This window comes from Legionella stuttgartensis, from assembly GCF_977063405.2.
In genome coordinates this window covers 152,720-174,114 of sequence record NZ_CDRUHA020000060.1, presented here as the reverse complement: position 1 = coordinate 174,114, position 21,395 = coordinate 152,720, and the positions used below count along the sequence as shown (strand labels likewise).

Sequence of the window (21,395 nt, the reverse complement as noted above, 5' to 3'; positions counted from 1 at the left end):
TATGGCTCGAACAAAAAACAGTAAAGCTGCAACACATCATCATGTTGCTTGTTGTTTTCAAGGTGGAGGCGCTTTAGGCGCCTACCAAGTAGGTGTTTTGCATGCTTTGGACGAAGCAGGCTACTATCCAAGCTGGTTTGCAGGCACCTCAATTGGAGCAATTAATGCGGCAATTGCTGCAGGCAATCCACCTAATATACGGGTTGAAAAAATGTATCAGTTCTGGGAAACCATAGCCACCCCTTCTTTTATCGAGAGCAGGCTTCTTCCCGATGATGTTGCAAGCCGCAAAATTGAACACTTTCTCTCAGCACAAACTGCATTACTTTTTGGCCAGCCAGGATTTTTTACACCTCGTTTCCCGCCACTACTCATGGGATACTATGATGCACCGGATACCTTGAGTTTTTACGACACCAAAAATTTGAAGTCGACTCTAGAACAGTTTATCGATTTTGATCGACTCAATAATTCTGAAGAGACGCGCATAAGCATTGGTGCTGTTGAAATTTGCTCCGGCGAAATGGTTTATTTTGATTCACAAAACACAAAAATTGGCCCCGAACATATCATGGCCAGCGGCGCATTGCCTCCTGGTTTTCCAGCGGTGGAAATTGAAGGGCAATATTACTGGGATGGTGGAATTTCAAGTAACTCGCCAGCAACCTACATCTTATCTGCTAATCGATGCCCTCATAATTTATTGTGTTTTGCAATTCATCTATTTGACTCCTATGGCTTATATCCAACGTCATTGGATGCCGTAATGAAACGTCGGAAAGACATAGAGTATTCCAGCCGTTTTGCGCATGCTGTGGAAATGTATCAACAAATTCACGCATTAAAAAATACCATTCACGTTCTTTCACAATATATCCCTGAAGAGGAAAAAGGAAATCCAGAACTTAAATTATGTATGGCTCGAGGTCATCAATCTACAATTTCGTTAGTTCGCTTTTTGTATGAGCACGATGAAACTGAGTTTTCTTCAAAAGATTATGAGTTCTCCAGGAAAAGTATTATGGAGCGCATCAAAAACGGCTATACGGATGGAAAAAAAGCGGTCAAACAATCACCTTGGCATAAAAAAATACCTAGTACAACGGGCATTGCTGTATACGACATGTCGCCAAATAAACATTTAAAAGAGGAGTCTGAAAAATGAATGAAGCAGACGTAGTAAAACAAGCATTTGCCATGCCACTTACCAGTCCGTGTTATCCTCGTGGCCCTTACCGTTTCATTAATAGGGAATTTTTAATAATTACCTATGAAACCGATATCGAGTTACTACGCGAAGTGGTCCCTGAACCCTTAGAAGTAGTAGAACCAATAGTCAAATTTGAATTTATTCGCATGCCAGACTCAACAGGATTTGGGGACTATACCGAATCAGGTCAAGTCATCCCAGTATCCTATAAAGGTAAAAAGGGAAATTACACGCATGCTATGTTTTTAGATGATCTTCCTCCTATTGCGGGCGGACGAGAAATTTGGGGCTTTCCTAAAAAGCTGGCTCAGCCCAAACTGGAAGTAGTTCATGAAACCTTCTTGGGTACTCTAGAATATGGACCCATTAGAGTTGCCACAGCAACTATGGGTTATAAATACGAAGCGCTTGATGTAAAAAAAGTAGCTGAATCACTTGCTACCCCTAATTACTTACTTAAGATAATTCCTCATGTGGATGGCAGCGTTCGAGTTTGTGAGCTGGTTGAATATTATCTTGATAATGTAATCATCAAAGGTGCTTGGAATGGACCAGCCTCTTTAGAAATGAAACATCATGCATTAGCTCCTGTAGCAAATTTGCCCGTAAAGCGCATTGTAAATGGGGTACATTTATTAACGGATCTCACATTACCTTATGGTCGTGTTGTGCACGATTATTTAAAATAAAGACGATGCAAAGTTTTAAAAGGAATTTGGAGATCGTTTAAAAATGTTAATTTTAATTGGCTATGTTGTCATACTTCTCTGTGTTTTTGGGGGATTCGCTTTGGGTGGAGGCCACCTTGCTGCGGTCTTTCAACCCATTGAGTTGCTTATTATAGGTGGAGCGGCCATAGGCTCCTTGATTGTTGGGAATAGTGGTTCGGTATTAAAATCATTGTTGAAAGCGCTACCTAAGGTTTTTCGTGGGGAAAAATCCATTAAGGATACTTCCAGTAATCTATTAAGTCTGTTATACACGCTGCTAAATAAGGCACGCCAACAAGGACTTATGTCTTTAGAAACGGATATTGAAGCCCCTAAAGAAAGCGCTATTTTCAATGCCTATCCTTCAATTATGAAAAACCACCATATTATTGAGTTCATTTGTGATTACTTAAGATTAATCATCACATCAAACCTCCAACCTTTTCAACTGGAGGCTTTAATCGATATGGAAATTGAATCGCATCATGAGGAGGAAATGATTCCTGCTAATGCTTTATCCAAACTCGCTGATGCCATGCCCGCCTTTGGTATTGTTGCGGCAGTTCTTGGGGTAGTGCATACCATGGAATCGATCAATCTACCTCCACCAGAATTAGGCGTTCTCATTGCACATGCCCTGGTAGGTACCTTTTTGGGTATTTTAATCGGCTATGGGTTTGTTGGTCCTGTAGCTTCAGCAATGGAACAGCACGCCAATCAGGAGCAATTATTGCTGCAATGCATAAAGGCTACAATTTTGGCGAGTTTACACAATAACCCCCCTATTATTGCCGTTGAATTTGGACGCAAAGTATTGTTTTCCGCACAACGTCCCTCCTTTACCCAGCTCAATGAAGAAATCAAAAATTTCAAGCCGGGCGCATCCTCATCCAACTCAGAAGAAGGTTCTTCTGCGGAACCCACTCCGAGTTAATGAGGTTACAACATGAATGACAACAGCAATAAAGGAAAATCTGGCGCAACCCCGATTATTCGAAAAATAAAGAAAAATCAGCATAAGCATCATGGTGGATCATGGAAAATCGCTTTTGCTGATTTTGTAACCGCAATGATGGCCTTTTTCTTGCTAATGTGGTTGATTGCTTCTCTCAATAAAGCTCAAAAAGATGGGATCTCCGAGTATTTTAAACAACCAATGAAAATCACCTTTTTTGGTGGAGAAAATGTAGGTAATCAACAAATTAATCTTAAAGGCGGCGGACCTCAAATAAAAGACACTAATGGTCAAGTTTCAACAACAGATCACCCATCGGCTCCAAATAAAAAAGCCCAAGACATTCAAGTAATCCAATCAACTGAAGATGAAACCCAAAAACTTGAAGAATTAAAGTCCAAGATTAATTTAAGTATTAAAGAAGATCCTTCTCTTGCTGGTTTAAAAAATCAATTAATGATGGAAGTAGTAAAAAATGGATTGCGCATTCAATTAATCGACAATCAAAATAAACCGATGTTTGATGTAGGTTCAGACAAACTTAATCCGGACATGGAGCATGTCTTTGTCCAAATCGCAAAACTACTTAAGAACGTCCCCAATAAAATTACCATTGAAGGGCACACCGATGCTCATCCTTACCATAATCCTGATGAATTAGAATACACTAACTGGGAATTATCGGCCCAAAGAGCCAATGCCGCCCGTCGTGCATTGGTTAAGGCGGGTTTGGATCCCGATAGAGTCGTTCGTGTATCTGGTTTTTCATCAACTGTGCCTCTTAATCTAAAAGATCCATACAGTCCTGAAAACAGACGCATCAGCATCATTGTCATGAAGAAAAGCGCCGAAAAAGAAATGATTAAGAAGAAGTAAACAGATATAACCTGGGCTTACCCAGGTTAGGAGATGTATAAACCAAAGTTAAGAAATAGAAGCGTTCAACATCCAGCGTGCTTTTTCATGAGCCCCAATACGCTCACTAAGCAACGCAATTGTCCCTTCATCATCATGTTCTTGTGCGAGTTTAACCGCGGCGTTTAAATCTTTAACTAAACTCCCATTATCTTGAGCAAGCTCACTCACCATATGATTCGCATCAACATTGGAATCACCGTCTTTGATTGTTTTTAATTGATTCAATGCGGTAAAAGTAGCAGGAGCTTTATGCCCAAGAATTAAAATTCGTTCTGCAATTTCATCGATCGCTTCTGCCAATGCTGTATATTGCATTTCAAATAATTCATGCAAACTTTTAAACTGCGCTCCCTTAACATGCCAGTGATAATTTTGAGTTTTAAGATACAATGCGTACGTATCTGCTAAAACTACTTCTAACTTTTTAATCATTGCTCCCATCATGACTCCTGACTTTATTATTCCTCATCATTTTGGATGATACACGGCAAAAATTCCATTATTTTCAAATAAAAAACCCGCCATTAAGGCGGGTTTTTAAAGAAATAGGGATAGAGAGGGGCTTACATCATGCCGCCCATGCCTCCCATACCACCCATTCCACCCATGCCACCCATATCAGCAGCAGCTTCATCTTTCTTTGGTAAATCAGCAACCATACACTCAGTAGTCAGCATTAAACTTGCTACAGAAGCAGCATTTTGTAATGCCATACGAGTTACTTTAGTTGGATCCAAAATACCCATGTCAACCATGTCACCAAAATCACCAGTAGCAGCATTGAAACCATAGTTGTCTTTGTTTTCAGACACTTTGTTTACAACTACTGAAGCTTCATAACCAGCGTTTGATACGATCTGGCGCATTGGTGCTTCAATAGCACGACGTAGGATGTTGATACCCATGTTTTGATCGTCATTGTCGCCTTTTAAAGAATCCAGAGCTTTTTGTGCACGGATTAAAGCAACACCACCACCAGCTACGATACCTTCTTCTACAGCAGCACGAGTAGCGTGTAATGCATCTTCAACACGAGCTTTTTTCTCTTTCATTTCTACTTCAGTAGCAGCACCAACTTTGATAACTGCAACACCGCCAGAAAGTTTAGCAACACGCTCTTGTAATTTCTCACGATCGTAATCAGAAGTAGTTTCTTCGATTTGAGCGCGAATTTGACCAATACGTGCATTGATTTCAGCAGCTTTACCTTCACCATCAATAATTGTAGTGTTTTCTTTGGTAACTACAATACGTTTTGCAGTACCTAAGTCTTCTAAAGTAGCAGCTTCTAAGCTCTTACCAATTTCTTCAGAAATTACTTCACCATGAGTCAGAATTGCGATGTCTTGCAACATTGCTTTACGACGATCACCGAAGCCAGGAGCTTTAACAGCACATACTTTAACAATACCACGCATGTTGTTAACAACGAGAGTTGCTAATGCTTCACCTTCAACATCTTCAGCAATGATCAACAATGGACGGCCTGATTTTGCAACACCTTCCAATACAGACAACATGTCACGAATACTGGAGATTTTCTTGTCAACCAACAGAATGAATGGATGCTCAAGCTCACAAGTCATGTTTTGTTGATTGTTGATGAAGTATGGAGAAATATAACCACGATCAAACTGCATTCCCTCAACAACAGATAATTCATTTTCAAGACTGTTACCGTCTTCAACAGTGATAACACCTTCTTTACCTACTTTATCCATTGCACTCGCAATAATAGCGCCAATTGCTTCATCAGAGTTAGCAGAAATAGTTCCTACTTGAGCAATTGCTTTGTTGTCTTTGCAAGGCTTAGACATTGCTTGCAATTTTTTAGTAATTGCTGTAACTGCTTTGTCAATTCCGCGCTTCAGATCCATAGGATTCATGCCAGCAGCAATTGCTTTATAACCTTCAACTACAATCGCACGAGCCAATACAGTAGCTGTAGTAGTACCATCTCCAGCAGTATCAGAAGTTTTAGAAGCAACTTCTTTAACCATTTGTGCGCCCATGTTCATGAAGCGTTGATCAAATTCGATTTCTTTAGCAACAGATACACCGTCTTTAGTTACAGTTGGGGCACCATAAGCTTTTTCTAATACAACATTACGACCACGTGGGCCCATAGTTACTTGCACTGCATCAGCTAATGCATTAACACCAGCGAGCATTTGTAAACGCGCATCGTCACCAAAACGTAATTCTTTAGCCATTATCTCTCTCTCCTAATGAAACGATTACTTCTCAATTACACCCATGATGTCGTCTTCACGCATCACAACTAGTTCTTTACCGTCGATTTTCACTTCGGTACCTGAGTATTTGCCGAACAGGACAATATCACCCACTTTTACTGCTAACGCACGAACATCACCGTTGTCTAGGATTTTACCAACACCCACAGCAATGATTTCACCACGCATTGGTTTTTCAGTGGCGCTATCTGGAATAACAATACCACCAGCTGTGGTACGTTCCTCTTCCATACGACGAACAACAACTCGATCGTGTAAAGGACGAATTTTCATGCTTCTATCTCCTGATTAATTAAACTTTAAAGTCAAATTGCAATGTCACTGAATGCCATATGGGGACAAGAAAATGAGTTTCAAGGGTTAAAATAAAAAAAATTTTAGTGTTTAATTTTATTCACACTCCATGATGTTCTGATATAGTTACATATATGTATTTTAAGCTCCGCATAATAAAGGTTTTCAGAATGAGAAAATGGTTTTTATTGTTATTTAGCTGCATAACTACATTTGCTCTACATGCAAACCCACTTCCGGCTGCTCAAGTATTTCATGTGAATGTAAACAAGGTTGATCCTAATACATTTGCGATTAATTTCCAGATAAAACCCCATTATTTTCTTTATAGCGACCGTATTAAATTAACCACGAAAAAGAATGGCACATTTCATTTAGGAACTCTGCGGTTCCCTCCCTCAGAGAAAAAAGTAGATAAATTAGGACATGAGTTTTCTGTCTACCGTAATCAAGTCTCTATTCCCGTTGGAATTTTAGGGAATAACCCGGGGGATGCTTTAATTGATTTACATTATCAGGGCTGTTCTGATGATGGCTTTTGCTATGCTCCTGAGACTAAGACAATTCAATTGTCCATAGACAACGATTTGGCTTTAACACAGGCGAATCTGGAGCAATCCCCAAATACCCAGTCCGCAGTTATTGAAGAATCACAAAATGATGGGGTGACTAAAATCTTTTTGAGCAACGATTGGTTATTAATTCTCTTCTCATTTTATGGCTTTGGCTTACTTTTATCGTTCACTCCATGCATTCTACCAATGGTTCCCGTTTTATCAGGAATTATCGTGGGGCATGGGAAAGAAATTACGACCAGGAAAGCATTTTTCCTCTCGTTAAGCTACGTGCTTAGTATGTCGATTACCTATTCAATCATTGGGGCTGTAGTAGCTTTGCTTGGAGCCAATCTACAAATTAGCATGCAATCACCTTGGGCTGTGGGAGTATTTAGCCTGATTTTTATTCTGTTAGCTATCTCCATGTTTGGATTTTATGAATTTAAACTACCTCATTCTTGGCAAGCGAAAATACACGGTTCCAGTAATCAAAGAGGCGGACACTATCTTGGGGCCGCAATTATGGGGTGTTTATCCACTCTAATTCTCTCACCTTGTGTTACTGCGCCACTCATTGGAGTATTAACTTATATTGCCCAATCTGGGAATGTTCTTCTAGGCTGTCTGACTTTATTTGTCTTAAGTTTGGGGATGGGTACACCTCTTTTACTCATCGGTACTTCTGCTGGTAAATGGTTACCTGAAACAGGCAACTGGATGAATACCATCAAGTCCCTGTTTGGCATTATTTTTATTGCCGTTGCAATTACCCTTATCGCTCGAATAGCTCCCCCATTGGTCAGCATGCTCTTATGGGCAAGTTTACTTATTTTTTCAGGGATTTATAGTGGTGCCCTGACCTACTCTGTAACTCATCGTGAAAAATTCAATCAAGGAATAGGACTCATTCTTCTCGGCTATGGGTTTTTGATTTTGGTTGGCGCCAGTATGGGAGCAACCAATCCCTTGCAACCCTTAACCATACAATCAGCAAGCGCTGCACCAATTAAAATACAACAGCAACAGAGCTTGAGTACAATAAAACAAGCGATAGCGGATGCTCATGGTAAACCGGTGATGCTTGATTTTTATGCTGATTGGTGCACCTCCTGTAAAGTAATGGAAGCGACTACATTTAAAGACCCTCAGGTACAAGAGGCCTTAGCGCGATTTGTTGTAATTAAAATAGATGTCACAGAAAATAATGCAGAAAATAAAGCTCTGCTTAGTTACTTTCATGTGGTGGCGCCACCAACTTTTATCTTTCTAGATGCCCAAGGAAAAGAGCTCAATCATCTCAAACTGGTTGGGGAAATTTCCGCAAATAAATTTTTAAAAACCTTAAATCAAATAGAATAACCTTAAGGACCTACCTTAATTTCAACAAATAAAAATGCATTATCTCAAAGTTATTTTGCCTCAAATTGGGTCCTTCTTTCCCGCTATCCTAAACGGATCTTTATCAAGTTTTTTGAACCCCTAATTAAAATTATTTTTTATTCAACTGCCCCCAATATAATGGAAAACATTGGTCATTATGGTTATTGCTTGATTTTGTGATTATTATTTGACCGTCTTTTTTTATGAACTATAGTTAAATAGGCAATAAGAAACCTGAAGGGCGAAAACTCCGTCTAAGGAATAGATTATGGATAATCAACTGGTTGTAAAAAAAGAAGTTTCTGCAGCAATTCCTTCAAAATATGGGGCTTTTGAGCTTTCATTATTTACGACAAATCAAGATGATAAAGAGCACCTTTTACTCACCTATGGTGCGGTACATAATGGAGATGATATTTTAGTTCGAATTCATTCGGAATGTATGACCGGCGATATTTTAGGCTCTTTACGCTGTGATTGTGGCGAGCAATTACAAATAAGCATGAGTCAAATTGCTATTGAGGGTCGCGGGATTATTATTTATCTTCGTCAAGAAGGACGAGGAATTGGATTAATTGATAAATTACGCACTTATAATTTGCAAGATCAAGGGAAAGATACAGTCGATGCGAATTTAGCATTAGGTCATGGCGGCGATGAGCGTACTTATGAAGTAGCGGCCCATATCTTAAAAGAATTACAAATTAAATCGCTTCGTTTACTTACCAACAATCCTAAAAAGATAGAAGCGCTCAATCAGTACCAATTAAATGTTACCTCCAGAGTCCCTATAAAAGGCTCTATTCATCCTCATAATGCATTTTATTTGTTGACTAAAAACCAAAAAATGGATCATGTATTTGAAGAAGAAGATCTTAAAGAGTTATATGAAAAATGCTCTTCTTTCTTAAAAAAGAAGAAACCGGTGGTGACCCTGGCTTATGCTCAAAGCTTAGATGGATCCATTTCATTTCACCGCAAAAAAAGACTTATGTTAAGTTCTCAAGAATCGCTGGTAATGACGCACAAATTACGCTCTGAAAATGATGCCATATTGGTTGGAGTCGGTACTATTATTGCAGATGACCCTCTTCTAACAGTGCGACATTATAAAGGAAACAATCCACAAGTTGTTATTTTAGACAGCAAACTGCGCATTCCTTTAACCGCACGAGTTTTGAAAAACGCTAAGCCGCCTATAATTTTCACTACCGATCAAGCTGATCCTGAAAAACAAAAATTACTTACTGAAATGAATGCCACGATCGTCCGAGTTGACGCAACAGATGAAGGCCGGACTGATTTAAGCAAAACTTTAGAGAAATTATTTATTTTGGGCATTAAAACAGTAATGGTTGAGGGTGGAAGAGGCATTATCACCAATTTTATTAATGAAGATCATGTCGATAAAGTAATCATCACAGTAGCTCCAATTTTTGTGGGCGGAGTCTCTGTACTATCGAGGGAAATAAAGGAAAGCTTAGGTTTTCCTCAATTAAAAAATGTACTTCAGTATAAGCTCGGGAAGGATATTATTATCATGGCTGACATTGAAAGGAATCTACCTTGAAAAATCATGTACTGTATTTTAATAAACCCAACCAAGTTTCTGTCTTGGAAGAATTGGTTCCCAGACCAAAAACAGATGAAGTATTAGTGCAAAATGTCATTTCGGGAATCAGTGCAGGGACGGAAATGCTTTTTTATCGGGGTTTAATGCCCACGGCTCTCTGCATGGATGCAAGCATTCCTTCATTAAGGCACAAACTGAATTATCCATTCAAATATGGTTATTGTTCTGTGGGTAAAGTCATTGAAACAGGCAATAAAAAATTAAACCATTTATTAAACCAATGGGTTTTCGTATTCAATCCGCATGAAAGTTATTTTTGTGCAAAGGAACACCACCTAATCCTGTTACCCGAGCATATATCGCCTTATGATGCTTTGTTCTTACCCAATATGGAAACAGCAATTAACTTAACATTAGATGGGGCTCCTCTAATTGGAGAAAATGTGCTTATTTTAGGACTAGGTGTTGTAGGCATTCTTACCACTGCCTTACTGCAACAATTCCCGTTAACTACTCTTCTAGGAATCGATTTATATGAAAAAAGAAGAAACTTATGCAGGGAGTTAGGAGCAGAACATGTCTTTGATGCATCCCAATCCGATCTTCATATGCAATTAAACCAATACCTGGAACAGGCACAACAGAGCACGATTGATCTTATTTATGAATTAACCGGTAATCCTGATGCACTCAACACGGCAATTGAGTTTGCAGCTTATGAAGGACGCATCGTTCTAGGGTCGTGGTATGGCAGAAAATCGTGCTCTATCGATTTAGGGGGTAGATTTCATCGAAATCGAATTAAAGTCATTGCCAGTCAGGTCAGTACTATTGCTTCTGAACTTCAAGGCAGATGGACTAAAGCGCGACGCTTTGACGTTGCATTTAAAATGTTGGAAAAAATAAAACCCTCTCGTTTTATTTCGCATAACATTCATATTACGGAGGCGGATGCAGCGTATCAATTATTAGCTTCTAATCCTAATGATACTCTATTTATCACTTTAACTTATGAGGTGTAATAATGCATTGTCTAATGTTAAGAAAGAATTTCATTGCCCAACACTTCTTAATTGGAAAAGACTTTGGGGCAGAAAATAAATGTCACTCTCACCACTATAGTTTTGAGCTGGAAATTGAAGATACAAAACTGGATTCATACAATTTTCTTATTGATATTGTTGAAGTCAAAGCACGTATTGAACAATTAATATCCTATTTCCAGGATAAAACATTAAATGAGCTTCCAGAGTTCAAAGAGCAAAATCCAAGTCTTGAACTTTTTTCTAAAATCCTCTGGCAAAAATTTAATACTTATTTTGACCTCCCTCCCAGCAGCCAAATTACAGTGCGATTATGGGAAGATGAGATTGCTCAAGCCAGCTATCGAGAAGCAAAATGCGCGTAGGATTAATCGTATATGGCCCCTTAAGTACCACTACAGGTGGCTATATTTATGATTTCAAGTTAATCGAATATTTACGTGCTCAAGGAGTAATCGTTAAGATTTTTTCACAGCAAAAAAAAGGTTTTTTGCGATTAATAAGGGATAACTTTTCGAAAACACTTCTAAATGAAGTAATTGAGTTTTCTCCTGATGTTCTTTTAGAAGATGAGATGAATTTCAGTTCGTTATTTATTCTGAATAAAAAACTAAAAAAAATGGGGAGTTTCCCCATTATAAGTATTGTGCATTTGTTACAGGCAAACGTCTTACACCATTTTTGGAATAAATGGATAACTAAAAAAATCGAAGGCCTATACCTTAAATCAGTCGATGGTTTTATCTTCAATAGCATTTCTACAGAACGCTCCATTTTCAAAATTATTGGAACACACAAAAATTCATTGATTGCTTATCCTGGGAAAGATCGGCTGCGATTGGATCCTAAAAAAAATAATATTAGGTTTAAATGCCAAAACAATAAATTCATGATTATTTTTGTTGGTAATTTATTATATAACAAAGGGTTGCATCTATTACTGCAGGCTTTATCAGAAATAGATTATAACTCTTGGCAATTATCCATCGTCGGTAATTTCTATTTTGATTTAAAATACACCCAAAAAATATTCACGATGATTCGCACTTTAAAATTGGAGGCAAATATCAAAATACATGGCTTACTGGATATTGAACAATTAAAAAAAGAACTGCTCTCAAAGCATGTATTGATTGTTCCTTCATATTTTGAAAGTTATGGAATTGTTTATACCGAAGCAATGGGAGCTGGTATTCCCGTTATTGCAAGCAACATTGGAGGAGTACCAGAAATTGTCAATGATACGATTAATGGGTTCCTAATCGAGCCAGGGGATAGCACCATGCTTCGAAATTACATTCTCAAATTAATTAAAAATCGAGACCTGCTAATCAACATGAGTTTTTCTTCTCTTTCTACTTATCAGAACTTCCCATCATGGAATGAAACCATGGCCAATGTATATGCATTTTTAAACCAAAATAACCAGCTAAGTACCACAATCAAAAAATCATTTAAATCAAAGAATCTTGTCGACAATAAGACGCATTAAGAGGTATAATTCGTTCACTTTTTTTACAGTTAGAGTTTTATGAATCATAAAGTAGGTTTTGTTAGCCTGGGTTGTCCCAAAGCATTGGTCGATTCAGAACGCATCATTACCCAGCTGCGTGCTCAAGGATATGAATTGGTATCCAGTTATCAAGATGCAGGTGTGGTAGTCATTAATACCTGTGGGTTTATTGATAGCGCGGTCAAAGAATCATTGGATACTATAAAAGAAGCAATGGCAGAAAATGGACGAGTTATTGTCACTGGTTGCTTAGGTGCTAAAGCAGAGATCATTAAAGAAGCATGTCCCGATGTCCTGCATATTAGCGGCGCACATGCCTATGAAGAGGTAATTAATGCAGTTCACCAGCACTTGCCTCCGCCTGCAGATCCATTCACACAACTTATTCCTCCTCAAGGAATTAAATTAACTCCTCGCCATTATGCCTACTTGAAAATATCTGAGGGATGCAATCAAAAATGTACTTTTTGCATTATTCCTACCATGCGTGGAAAATTACAAAGTTACCCAATGACCCAGGTTTTAACTGAAGCCCAAAAATTAAAAGACGCTGGTGTTAACGAAATCTTGGTGATTTCTCAAGATACAAGTGCATATGGGGTAGATACACGCTATCAACCAATCACCTGGAAAGACAAAACAATTAACACGCGCTTTTATGATTTGTGCGAACAATTAGGTGAGTTAGGCATTTGGATTCGCCTGCATTATGTTTATCCTTATCCGCATGTGGATGAGATTATTCCTTTGATGCGCGATGGATTGATTCTTCCCTATTTAGATATTCCATTACAACATGCTAATTCGCGAATACTTAAAGCGATGAAACGCCCAGCTAGTAGTGAAAATACCTTATTACGCATTGCTTCTTGGCGAGAAATTTGCCCTGATATTACACTGCGTTCGACCTTTATTGTTGGTTTTCCTGGGGAAACAGAAGAAGAATTTGAAGAACTGCTCGACTTTCTCGAAGAAGCACAGTTGGATAGAGTGGGTTGTTTCAAATACTCTCCGGTTGAAGGGGCCAAAGCGAATGAATTAAGTGACCCCGTTCCAGAAGAAATAAAAGAAGAACGCTATCATCGCTTCATGCAATTACAAGCAGAAATTAGCCGCAATAAGCTGGAAAATAAGATAGGTAGCGTCCAAACTGTATTAATTGATGAAGTAAATGAAGAGCAGATTATCGCACGCAGCCAAAGTGATGCCCCGGAAATTGATGGTCTTGTTATCCTACCACCAACTCCTGGTATTAAAGTGGGATCTTTTGCGGAGGTTATGATTACAGATAGTGATGATTACGACCTTTATGCCGAATTCAACAAATAGCTTGCGGTGAAGCATCACGATTCGTTATCCTGAGGAGTTTACAACGAAGGATCTCCTGATTTTACTCTCCCCTTCTTCTGGAGATCCCTCACTACATTCGGGATGACAAATAGTGGTTCGGTATGACATATCCTACCGCTATGCTCCACCCAGGTTACAGGGAGCGATTATAAATTTCTTTGCACATTGCCAATATCTCATCCTGCATGCTTTTATTCTTTACAGCGCCTGGACGCAGTAAATTTTGATGCAACAACTGATGGTGTTTCTTATATGCTTTTTTAAAAAAAGTATACTGCTCTTTACTTAAAGCACCCACTAAAAACAAATGATCTAATTGGCTCAAGGTATTGGTGTACCGAGCAGAAGAAGACTCCCCTAGATGAAGCATTAAAAACTGGACTAAAAACTCCAAATCCAACAAACCACCAGATATAGAATTTCGATCTTGATACTGTTCCATTTTGGATCTCATCGCCAATACATCTTGCAGCAAAGTAGGTTTATCTCGGGTCAATAACAATACCGATTTTTTCAATTGTAAAAAGGTGTGTCGGATCCTTGCATTCCCTGTCAAAACACGTGCTTTTAATAATGCTTGATGTTCCCAAGTCCATGCCTGATTTTTTTGATACGCCACAAAAGCATCTACATGACTCACCAACAACCCCGCGGCACCAGAAGGCCTAAGACGTGTATCTACTGTATAAAGCACTCCTGACTGGGAACGAGTAGTCAACATGTGCAAAATTTTTTGCGTTAAACGAGTAATCAATGCCTCTTCAGAGTGTTTTGCCGAATGTAAAAATACCAAATCCAAATCCGAGGCATAATTCATTTCGCGACTTCCTAACTTCCCGTAGGCAATAATTACAAAATGTGATTTTGCTTGTTCCATTTCCGGATGTCGTAAATACAATTGCTCGCTTGCGATTACTAAAACCTGATTTACAATCACTTGCGCCACATCAGACAAAAATTGCCCAATACGCACCGCATTACAGAAACCATAAAGTTCGGCACGGGCAGCCATTAACCAGTTGGTCAGTTTAAATTGACGCAATAGTTCTTCTTGCACTTCAACATCAGGATGATGAGCCAGTTTTTCTACTAATTGTCTTTGTAATTGATGCAAGGATTGAGGTCGCCATTCTTCTCCTTGATCCAACAATACTTCCAACAAGAAAGGTTGGTTCACTAATAAGGAAGTAATAAATGGACTTTGGGCAAACCAAAACAACAACTCGGTTAAAACCTGCGGATTCTCGGTTAATAAAGCAAGATATGCGCTACGCCCCACAATATTTTCCAGCAAGTGCATTACTTGTAATAAAACTTCATCCGTTTTTTCAACATGAGTCAGTTCAGCAAGCAACATAACCATAAATCGGTCCAGACGCATGCGTGCCCCTTGTGTTAACCGACGACAACGAGGGCTATGACGGAAGGAATGAATCATTTGATAGCAATGGGTTGCATCTACAAAACCTAAACTCGTTAACAAATTAATTGCCATACTTGTTTCAACATGTCCTTGCCAAAGACTGGCTAATTGATTCGCTAATAATCTTTTCTCATCTTCATAATCTTTCACTGTACCAAGTACTGAATGGAACGCATAACTGATAATCCGTTGATATTGATGTAATTTATTAATTAAATCCTCCCAAGAAAGATATCCCATAGCGAGAGTAATTTGTGTTTGTTTCACCAAATCTTCAGGCAATGAGTGCGTCTGTTGATCATTTAAACTCTGGAGGATGTTTTCGAGTTTACGTAAAAAAAGATAAGCTTGTTTTAAAGCATCGGTATGAGGTAATAATTTCTCCTGTTTTAACACAGCAAGTGCCGTCAAAGCATTTTGCTCTTGTAATTGCGGCAAGCGACCGCCACGTATTAACTGAAAATTCTGAATAACAAACTCTACTTCCCTAATCCCACCTCGGCCCCGTTTTATATCATCCAATCGTGGATTTAATTGGACTTCTCGCTCAATCATGGCCTTCATACTACGCAATGATTCAATGACACTAAAATCTACGTAGCGGCGATATACAAAAGGAACGATTAAACGCTCAAACCAGGGTTGGACTTCATCCACCTTCTCAGTAATTACCCGCGTCTTAACCATGGCATAACGTTCCCAATCACGACCTTGCTCTTGGTAATAAGTTTCCATTGCAGCCAAGCTGGAAACCAGTGGACCGCTATCTCCATTTGGTCGTAATCTTAAATCGACTCGAAATACGAATCCATCCGCAGTTACATTTTGTAATGTCTGCACAAGTTGTTGAACCAAGCGACTAAAATAATGCTGATTATCAATGCACTCCTCGCCGTCCGTTTCTCCTACAACCGTATAAGCAAAAATAAGATCCACATCAGAAGAGTAATTTAGTTCCCTCCCCCCTAACTTCCCCATTGCCAACGTATATAACTCAACTTCATTGCCAGCGTCATCACGCGGAATGCCATAACGTACTGACAATTCTTGTTTGCAGTAATCAATTGAATGCAAAATCAGCGCATCAGCGCAATCAGACCATGAACGCATAATCTGTTCTGTATTGGCAATACCGGATAGCTCAAGAAGAAGTAAGCGTAAAAATTGAGTATTACGAAATTGACGCAAGGCTCGCAAATAAGTGGCTTGAGGCAGATGGAAGGACACACTCTTCAAAGTATGAAAGTACTCTTCACGTGACAGCAAGGAACAGCACTCATCTTCCATAAGTAATGTTTTTAATAATTGAATCTGTCGCGATGCATAATCACTAATAAGAAGTAACTTGATGGCACTTTCACGCAAAGGGTGGTGCAAATCGGATAGATGTTTTTCAATGAACCATGTTTTTGCTTGTAATAACTCAGGAATTTCTATTTGCATAAATTTCTTATTTTTCATTCCCAAAATTAATACTCTCGTTATATTATAATCTATAAAAGTCAATAACAATTCTATAGATTCAAAATGATTCGATTAATTCTGATTACATTTATTTGTTTCTCTTCTTCGCTCTTTGCTGAGGGTGAACCTTTAAATGTAGGGATTGAAAGTTTTGATCCCCCATTCGTCATGCAAGGAAGTCATAATGAAGCCTATGGTTTCGATGTTGATATGATGAACAGTCTATGCAAAATCATGAATAGAAAATGTGCCTTTCATGTGATGCGTTTTGCTCAATTAATTGATGCCGTTGCGAACAAAAAACTAGATGCGGCGGTCAGTTCGATAACGATTACGAGCGATCGCGCTAAACAAGTCAATTTCAGTTTACCTTATCTACTCAGTTATTCACGGTTTTTAGAGAGAAAAACCCTTTCCAAAGAACCTTTTAACCTGGATTTGTTAAATACTAAAACAATAGGACTGGAATCGGGGACCGTATTTTTAGACCAACTTTCACAGATGGGAGTAAAAAATCCCAATATTAAGGAATATCCTGGCATTGAAGACCAACTCTCGGCATTAGGTAGAGGCGATGTAGATATTATTCTGCTGGATAATGCAACTGCTGTTTATTGGGCATCTAATTCTGGAGACACATTTAAATTAATAGGTCCACCATACATGTACGGTAATGGCTATGGTATAGCCATTAATCCAGCGGATCAAGACTTATTAACAAAACTAAACCAAGCCCTCGTCCAATTCCAAAATTCAGAGGATTTTAAAGTAAATTATAATAAATATCTGTTTGAATTCTAAGCGTACCGGTGAATAAGTACAACTTGAGAAGTTTATTTTCTTAATGTAGAAAGCCTGTTCTCAGGCTTCTTGAGAAAATCATATTAATGTAATGTTTGTCCTTGAGTAAGGCAACGTGTAATGACTTGTCGCGTTACAAAATCGCCCTGACTTACCCCATACATTGAATTAAAATGTTTTGCTAAAGTGACAACCCATTCGGATAAACGGAAACTCATTTTTTTTTCTGTTTGGTCCACAACAATTTCAAAAAGACCTAATGAGTCACTTTCACGTTCACTCGCATATTCTTCCATAATCACACGGGCAGCTTGCAAATCTCTGTCTCTGGTAGGCCAGTTTTGACTCATATTATTCTCCCTAAAAAGCATGATTAGGTCTCTGTAATCTTGCATTATCTTGAGATAATTTTCAAAAATTACAAGAGCAGAAATAGAGTCATATTGTCTCATATTTTGACCAAATTTTCAAGATGCAAGGAGGCTTATAATGGGCTTGTTGGGTTCGGTGAGCACAATAAAATACAACACTATTGATACAACATCGTAGAATGTTTTCTCAAGACAGCATATGATATAGTACTTATCCAAATTAAAAAAACTACTCCTATGGCTTATCATATTTTACCTTCGATTTTATCTGCGGATCTCACGTGTCTGGGCAATGAAGTAGAATCCGTAATGAATGCGGGAGCAGATTTTATTCATTTCGATGTCATGGATAATCATTATGTACCCAATTTAACATTTGGACCGGCATTCTGTGAGGCTTTTCTCAAACGTTTTCCGAAACTCCCCATCGATGTCCATCTAATGGTTGAACCTGTTGATGCACTCATTGAATCATTCGCAAAAGCAGGAGCAAAGCGAATTAGTATTCATCCAGATGCCACCATACACCTAGATCGCAGTTTAAATCTTATTAAAGATTTAGGATGTGAAGCAGGTCTTGTATTAAATCCATCAACACCCATTGAGGTTTTGAGCTGGTGCGCTTATAAACTCGACTTTGTCCTGATCATGACCGTAAATCCCGGCTTTGGGGGACAAAAGATGATTACTGAAATTATTGATAAAATCCCACAAATTCGCAAACTCTATCCTAAACTTGATCTGTGTGTCGATGGAGGAGTAACCATAGATAATATTGCTACGTTGGCGCGCGCGGGTGCAAACCAATTTGTAGCCGGTGCGGCGGTTTTCAAGAGCAAAAATTATAAAGAAACAATTGATGCCATGCGAAAAGAATTAGCAAATATTCAAGAAAATTAAATAAGAATAGTTATGAAAAAAGTTATTTTACTCATATGTGGACTTATTAGTTCCCAGGTTTGCCTTGCCCTCTCGGGGGAAGCCTACATGGAACGTTTTAATACCTATCTATCCTTTACCCAAAATCTTCCATCAGCTGCAACACCCAGCGCAACTTTTTTGGATTTTATTAATGGTACAACTCCTTTATCTACAAAATTGCGTGAAAAGTGGCTGTATGAATTGGCTAAAAATAGAGATTGGACTCACTTCAGTCAATATTATCAGCCCTCTAATGATTTGAACCTCGTTTGCTATGAACAAATTGCAAACTACAATACAGGCAAAGAACAAGAGGCATTAAAAGCATCTATTCCATTATGGCTAAGCGGTGATTCAAGACCTCCTTCTTGCAACAGTTTGTTTGATTTGCTTCTTAAAGATAATAACTTTGATCAAAATTTAATTACTCAACGAATTGACTTAGCTTTGGAGCAACGCAATATCCAATTAGCGCGTTATTTATTAAAACAATATAAAACACCTCATACAGCTGAGTTAAATAATTTAAATGCCGTTCATCAAAATCCAGAGAACATCATTAAGTTATCTCCGGGTGGATTAAATAGCAGCATCTACCTTTATGGTCTCAAGCGTATGGTTTCGATTAATATGATTAAAGCGCTTAAGTTATGGCAACAAAGCAAAACGCAAAAAATGCTGAATCCAGCTCAGCAACAAGCATTTTTAGCTCATATTGCCCTTTATAAAGCCATGCGCAATCATGAGGATGCCTTACAATGGTTCAATAAAGTGAAACCACAGTACTACAATGATGTATTATTGGATTGGCAAATCCGCTTTGCTTTAAAAAGAAAAAACTGGACACAAGTCACTGAATTAATTAATGATTCGAAACGTAAAGATGAGCCCTGTTGGCAATACTGGCTTGCACGTTCCTTAGAGGAGCAAGGAAAAACAGCAGAAGCGCGAGCAATCTATGAGCCTTTAGCAAAAAATAGACAGTATTATGGATTTCTGGCCAGCCTTCACCTTAATAAAAAGCCCAGTTTTAGCAATGAAATACCCACAACAAACTTGGATGTATTGAACCCCTATCAAACATTTATTGATCAAATCCAAGCCCTCTACATGAGCAAACAAACGCTTCAAGCATCACGCTTGCTCAATGATTTCATTAGTGAATTACCTAAAGATGAGGCAAGCGCATTAGTCTACTGGATCGATCAAAAATTGCAATGGCATGGTAAATCGGTCTATTTAAGTAATAATGAAACCTTAAATAATCAACTTTCATTAAGGTTTCCGTTAGCTTATAAAGACAGTATTTCACTGTACTCTAAAAAATATGCTGTTGCGCCAGAATTTATATACGCCATTATTCGTCAGGAAAGTGGCTTTAGAGATGATGCTACTTCTTCGGTAGGAGCTCGAGGTCTAATGCAAGTCATGCCTTATACCGCGAGAGTGGTCTCAAAAGCAGACAAGATTCCCTATAATGATCAAAAGCAGTTGTTTCTATCTCAAAAGAACATCAATATTGGAGTGGCTTATTTAAAACAGCTTGCAAAGCGATTCGGCAATCACCCTATACTCATTGCTGCAGCCTATAATGCTGGGCCAAAACAAGTTGTTTATTGGTTAAAAACCCACCCACCTAAAGAAATTGATGTGTGGATAGAGACCTTGCCCTGGCAAGAAACCCGTAATTATTTAAAAAATATTATGGCGTTTTATATCGTATATCAATATCGCTTAGGGCAAAAACCTAATCTGGGGAATTTTTTAGAACCATTATAACTGAGCCTGGCACAATGCAGCGGAATCTAGATCCTTTTGCAGTAATTCCGACTGTAACGCTTCCAATTTACCTTAAGTTTTCTTGGCAGCCATTGAGCCTCCGTGCTGCTACTCGATCGCAGCATCCAGGAAAAAGGAGCTTAGCGCCTCAAATCCTTGGATCCCGCGGAAAAGCCGCGGGACGTGGGTATTGGTTATAAGCCAAAAAAAACTTAAGGTGAATTGTAAGGTGTAATGAGGGCTCTCCCACTGGGACTCTATCTTATGATAGGAGCTCCCTCGTTACTCTCGGAATGATGTGCTCAAATGCACTTTCACGGCTACAATGCTAAATAACTAAACGAATAATAAATTCATAGTCTGGGTACACACAAATAGAACTTAGGTTATTCAAATTATCAGAAAAAGCCAAACCTCAGCCCATCCACGTATAAAGCTAATCGCACAAATTCTAGACTAATTGATCTATAATTATACAAGTTCAAGCAAAAAGCTAATTCAACTTATGCTTTAAGGGCGATGTCTTATGATCAAGGAAACCCGCGCTGTTTGTCTCTTGGGAATGACGTTTATTCTCATTGGCTGTGCTCCGACAGCTTATGTGGTTGGAACAACAAATCAACCCATCCAATATACTTATGCCCCTGGGTATAATCCGCCACAAGTTGCTTATCCAGACGTGCCCGTAGATGCTGATACATCTATAGACAGCCCTGAAGTTATCCAGCAAGAACAAGAAATCAATGCTATCAATGATGCTCTTGCTATAAAAGAAAAACAAGATGAAGCTGCACGACAACAAGCAATTCAGTTGCAACTGAATGCTTTGCCAACACTTCAGTACCAGAGAAATTAAATGATTTCTCATGTGGTTAATA

The 21,395-nt window shown here is 38.6% G+C and carries 19 protein-coding genes; 14 read left to right on the top strand and 5 right to left on the bottom strand.

The window, feature by feature from the left end:
* Window position 1: 1 nt before the first annotated feature.
* From ACWTEW_RS20125 to motB, 4 genes are read left to right on the top strand one after another with little or no spacing between them, the layout of a single operon-like run.
* The gene (locus tag ACWTEW_RS20125) at window positions 2-1,165 is read left to right on the top strand and encodes a patatin-like phospholipase family protein (RefSeq protein WP_454780288.1); all 1,164 of its coding nucleotides are present in this window, start codon (window positions 2-4) and stop codon (window positions 1,163-1,165) included.
* The gene (locus tag ACWTEW_RS20120) at window positions 1,162-1,899 is read left to right on the top strand and encodes an acetoacetate decarboxylase (RefSeq protein ID WP_454780287.1); all 738 of its coding nucleotides are present in this window, start codon (window positions 1,162-1,164) and stop codon (window positions 1,897-1,899) included. Before ACWTEW_RS20125 ends, ACWTEW_RS20120 begins: the two co-directional genes overlap by 4 nt.
* Window positions 1,900-1,942: 43 nt before the next feature.
* A complete protein-coding gene (motA, locus tag ACWTEW_RS20115; protein ID WP_454780286.1) occupies window positions 1,943-2,854 on the top strand; it encodes a flagellar motor stator protein MotA in 912 nt (303 codons plus the stop codon).
* A gap of 12 nt (window positions 2,855-2,866) precedes the next feature.
* On the top strand, window positions 2,867-3,751 hold the full coding sequence (gene motB / locus ACWTEW_RS20110) for a flagellar motor protein MotB (protein WP_454780285.1): 885 nt from the start codon (window positions 2,867-2,869) through the stop codon (window positions 3,749-3,751).
* 48 nt (window positions 3,752-3,799) lie between these two features.
* Here motB and ACWTEW_RS20105 read toward each other — a convergent pair whose 3' ends face one another.
* From ACWTEW_RS20105 to groES, 3 genes are all read right to left on the bottom strand, one after another.
* Window positions 3,800-4,234: a Dps family protein gene (locus ACWTEW_RS20105; protein ID WP_454780724.1), complete on the bottom strand. Its 435-nt coding sequence runs from the start codon at window positions 4,232-4,234 to the stop codon at window positions 3,800-3,802.
* A gap of 122 nt (window positions 4,235-4,356) precedes the next feature.
* Window positions 4,357-6,006 (bottom strand): chaperonin GroEL, encoded by a 1,650-nt coding sequence (gene groL / locus ACWTEW_RS20100; protein WP_454780284.1) that lies wholly within the window; start codon window positions 6,004-6,006, stop codon window positions 4,357-4,359.
* A gap of 24 nt (window positions 6,007-6,030) precedes the next feature.
* Window positions 6,031-6,321 carry a co-chaperone GroES gene (gene groES / locus ACWTEW_RS20095; protein ID WP_454780283.1) on the bottom strand — a complete coding sequence of 97 codons (291 nt, stop codon included), beginning with the start codon at window positions 6,319-6,321 and terminating at the stop codon, window positions 6,031-6,033.
* Between the two features lie 191 nt (window positions 6,322-6,512).
* On the opposite strand from groES, the gene dsbD reads away from it, so the two are divergent.
* The 6 genes from dsbD (at window position 6,513) to rimO (ending at window position 13,737) form a co-directional block, all read left to right on the top strand.
* Entirely contained in the window at window positions 6,513-8,258 is a 1,746-nt protein-coding gene (dsbD, locus tag ACWTEW_RS20090; RefSeq protein WP_454780282.1) for a protein-disulfide reductase DsbD, read from the top strand.
* 289 nt (window positions 8,259-8,547) lie between these two features.
* Complete coding sequence (gene ribA / locus ACWTEW_RS20085; protein ID WP_454780281.1) at window positions 8,548-9,849, top strand: GTP cyclohydrolase II; 1,302 nt, start codon at window positions 8,548-8,550, stop codon at window positions 9,847-9,849.
* Window positions 9,846-10,874, top strand: a complete 1,029-nt coding sequence (locus ACWTEW_RS20080; protein ID WP_454780280.1) for a zinc-dependent alcohol dehydrogenase — start codon at window positions 9,846-9,848, stop codon at window positions 10,872-10,874. Before ribA ends, ACWTEW_RS20080 begins: the two co-directional genes overlap by 4 nt.
* Window positions 10,875-10,888: 14 nt before the next feature.
* Complete coding sequence (locus ACWTEW_RS20075) at window positions 10,889-11,260, top strand: 6-pyruvoyl trahydropterin synthase family protein (RefSeq protein WP_483099556.1); 372 nt, start codon at window positions 10,889-10,891, stop codon at window positions 11,258-11,260.
* The gene (locus tag ACWTEW_RS20070) at window positions 11,251-12,387 is read left to right on the top strand and encodes a glycosyltransferase family 4 protein (RefSeq protein ID WP_454780278.1); all 1,137 of its coding nucleotides are present in this window, start codon (window positions 11,251-11,253) and stop codon (window positions 12,385-12,387) included. Before ACWTEW_RS20075 ends, ACWTEW_RS20070 begins: the two co-directional genes overlap by 10 nt.
* Before the next feature lie 39 nt (window positions 12,388-12,426).
* Window positions 12,427-13,737 carry a 30S ribosomal protein S12 methylthiotransferase RimO gene (gene rimO / locus ACWTEW_RS20065; RefSeq protein WP_454780277.1) on the top strand — a complete coding sequence of 437 codons (1,311 nt, stop codon included), beginning with the start codon at window positions 12,427-12,429 and terminating at the stop codon, window positions 13,735-13,737.
* A 154-nt stretch (window positions 13,738-13,891) separates the two neighbouring features.
* On the opposite strand, the gene glnE is transcribed toward rimO, so the two are convergent.
* Window positions 13,892-16,624 carry a bifunctional [glutamate--ammonia ligase]-adenylyl-L-tyrosine phosphorylase/[glutamate--ammonia-ligase] adenylyltransferase gene (gene glnE / locus ACWTEW_RS20060; protein ID WP_454780276.1) on the bottom strand — a complete coding sequence of 911 codons (2,733 nt, stop codon included), beginning with the start codon at window positions 16,622-16,624 and terminating at the stop codon, window positions 13,892-13,894.
* 84 nt (window positions 16,625-16,708) lie between these two features.
* Here glnE and ACWTEW_RS20055 point away from each other — a divergent pair, with 84 nt between their 5' ends.
* The gene (locus ACWTEW_RS20055; protein WP_454780275.1) at window positions 16,709-17,446 is read left to right on the top strand and encodes a transporter substrate-binding domain-containing protein; all 738 of its coding nucleotides are present in this window, start codon (window positions 16,709-16,711) and stop codon (window positions 17,444-17,446) included.
* A gap of 83 nt (window positions 17,447-17,529) precedes the next feature.
* Here ACWTEW_RS20055 and ACWTEW_RS20050 read toward each other — a convergent pair whose 3' ends face one another.
* Window positions 17,530-17,796: a hypothetical protein gene (locus ACWTEW_RS20050; RefSeq protein WP_454780274.1), complete on the bottom strand. Its 267-nt coding sequence runs from the start codon at window positions 17,794-17,796 to the stop codon at window positions 17,530-17,532.
* A 258-nt stretch (window positions 17,797-18,054) separates the two neighbouring features.
* Between ACWTEW_RS20050 and rpe the strand changes: the two genes are divergently transcribed.
* From rpe to ACWTEW_RS20035, 3 genes are all read left to right on the top strand, one after another.
* Window positions 18,055-18,717 carry a ribulose-phosphate 3-epimerase gene (gene rpe, locus ACWTEW_RS20045; RefSeq protein WP_454780273.1) on the top strand — a complete coding sequence of 221 codons (663 nt, stop codon included), beginning with the start codon at window positions 18,055-18,057 and terminating at the stop codon, window positions 18,715-18,717.
* Between the two features lie 12 nt (window positions 18,718-18,729).
* Entirely contained in the window at window positions 18,730-20,517 is a 1,788-nt protein-coding gene (locus ACWTEW_RS20040; RefSeq protein WP_454780272.1) for a transglycosylase SLT domain-containing protein, read from the top strand.
* A gap of 526 nt (window positions 20,518-21,043) precedes the next feature.
* On the top strand, window positions 21,044-21,373 hold the full coding sequence (locus ACWTEW_RS20035; protein WP_454780271.1) for a hypothetical protein: 330 nt from the start codon (window positions 21,044-21,046) through the stop codon (window positions 21,371-21,373).
* The last annotated feature ends 22 nt before the right edge of the window (window positions 21,374-21,395 follow it).

Coding starts and splice junctions, on each gene's coding strand:
- ACWTEW_RS20125 (WP_454780288.1), top strand. CDS start 2: ATGGCTCGAACAAAAAACAGTAAAGCTGCAACACATCATCATGTTGCT.
- ACWTEW_RS20120 (WP_454780287.1), top strand. CDS start 1,162: ATGAATGAAGCAGACGTAGTAAAACAAGCATTTGCCATGCCACTTACC.
- motA (WP_454780286.1), top strand. CDS start 1,943: ATGTTAATTTTAATTGGCTATGTTGTCATACTTCTCTGTGTTTTTGGG.
- motB (WP_454780285.1), top strand. CDS start 2,867: ATGAATGACAACAGCAATAAAGGAAAATCTGGCGCAACCCCGATTATT.
- ACWTEW_RS20105 (WP_454780724.1), bottom strand. CDS start 4,234: ATGGGAGCAATGATTAAAAAGTTAGAAGTAGTTTTAGCAGATACGTAC.
- groL (WP_454780284.1), bottom strand. CDS start 6,006: ATGGCTAAAGAATTACGTTTTGGTGACGATGCGCGTTTACAAATGCTC.
- groES (WP_454780283.1), bottom strand. CDS start 6,321: ATGAAAATTCGTCCTTTACACGATCGAGTTGTTGTTCGTCGTATGGAA.
- dsbD (WP_454780282.1), top strand. CDS start 6,513: ATGAGAAAATGGTTTTTATTGTTATTTAGCTGCATAACTACATTTGCT.
- ribA (WP_454780281.1), top strand. CDS start 8,548: ATGGATAATCAACTGGTTGTAAAAAAAGAAGTTTCTGCAGCAATTCCT.
- ACWTEW_RS20075 (WP_483099556.1), top strand. CDS start 10,889: ATGTTAAGAAAGAATTTCATTGCCCAACACTTCTTAATTGGAAAAGAC.
- ACWTEW_RS20070 (WP_454780278.1), top strand. CDS start 11,251: ATGCGCGTAGGATTAATCGTATATGGCCCCTTAAGTACCACTACAGGT.
- rimO (WP_454780277.1), top strand. CDS start 12,427: ATGAATCATAAAGTAGGTTTTGTTAGCCTGGGTTGTCCCAAAGCATTG.
- glnE (WP_454780276.1), bottom strand. CDS start 16,624: ATGCAAATAGAAATTCCTGAGTTATTACAAGCAAAAACATGGTTCATT.
- ACWTEW_RS20055 (WP_454780275.1), top strand. CDS start 16,709: ATGATTCGATTAATTCTGATTACATTTATTTGTTTCTCTTCTTCGCTC.
- ACWTEW_RS20050 (WP_454780274.1), bottom strand. CDS start 17,796: ATGAGTCAAAACTGGCCTACCAGAGACAGAGATTTGCAAGCTGCCCGT.
- rpe (WP_454780273.1), top strand. CDS start 18,055: ATGGCTTATCATATTTTACCTTCGATTTTATCTGCGGATCTCACGTGT.
- ACWTEW_RS20040 (WP_454780272.1), top strand. CDS start 18,730: ATGAAAAAAGTTATTTTACTCATATGTGGACTTATTAGTTCCCAGGTT.
- ACWTEW_RS20035 (WP_454780271.1), top strand. CDS start 21,044: ATGATCAAGGAAACCCGCGCTGTTTGTCTCTTGGGAATGACGTTTATT.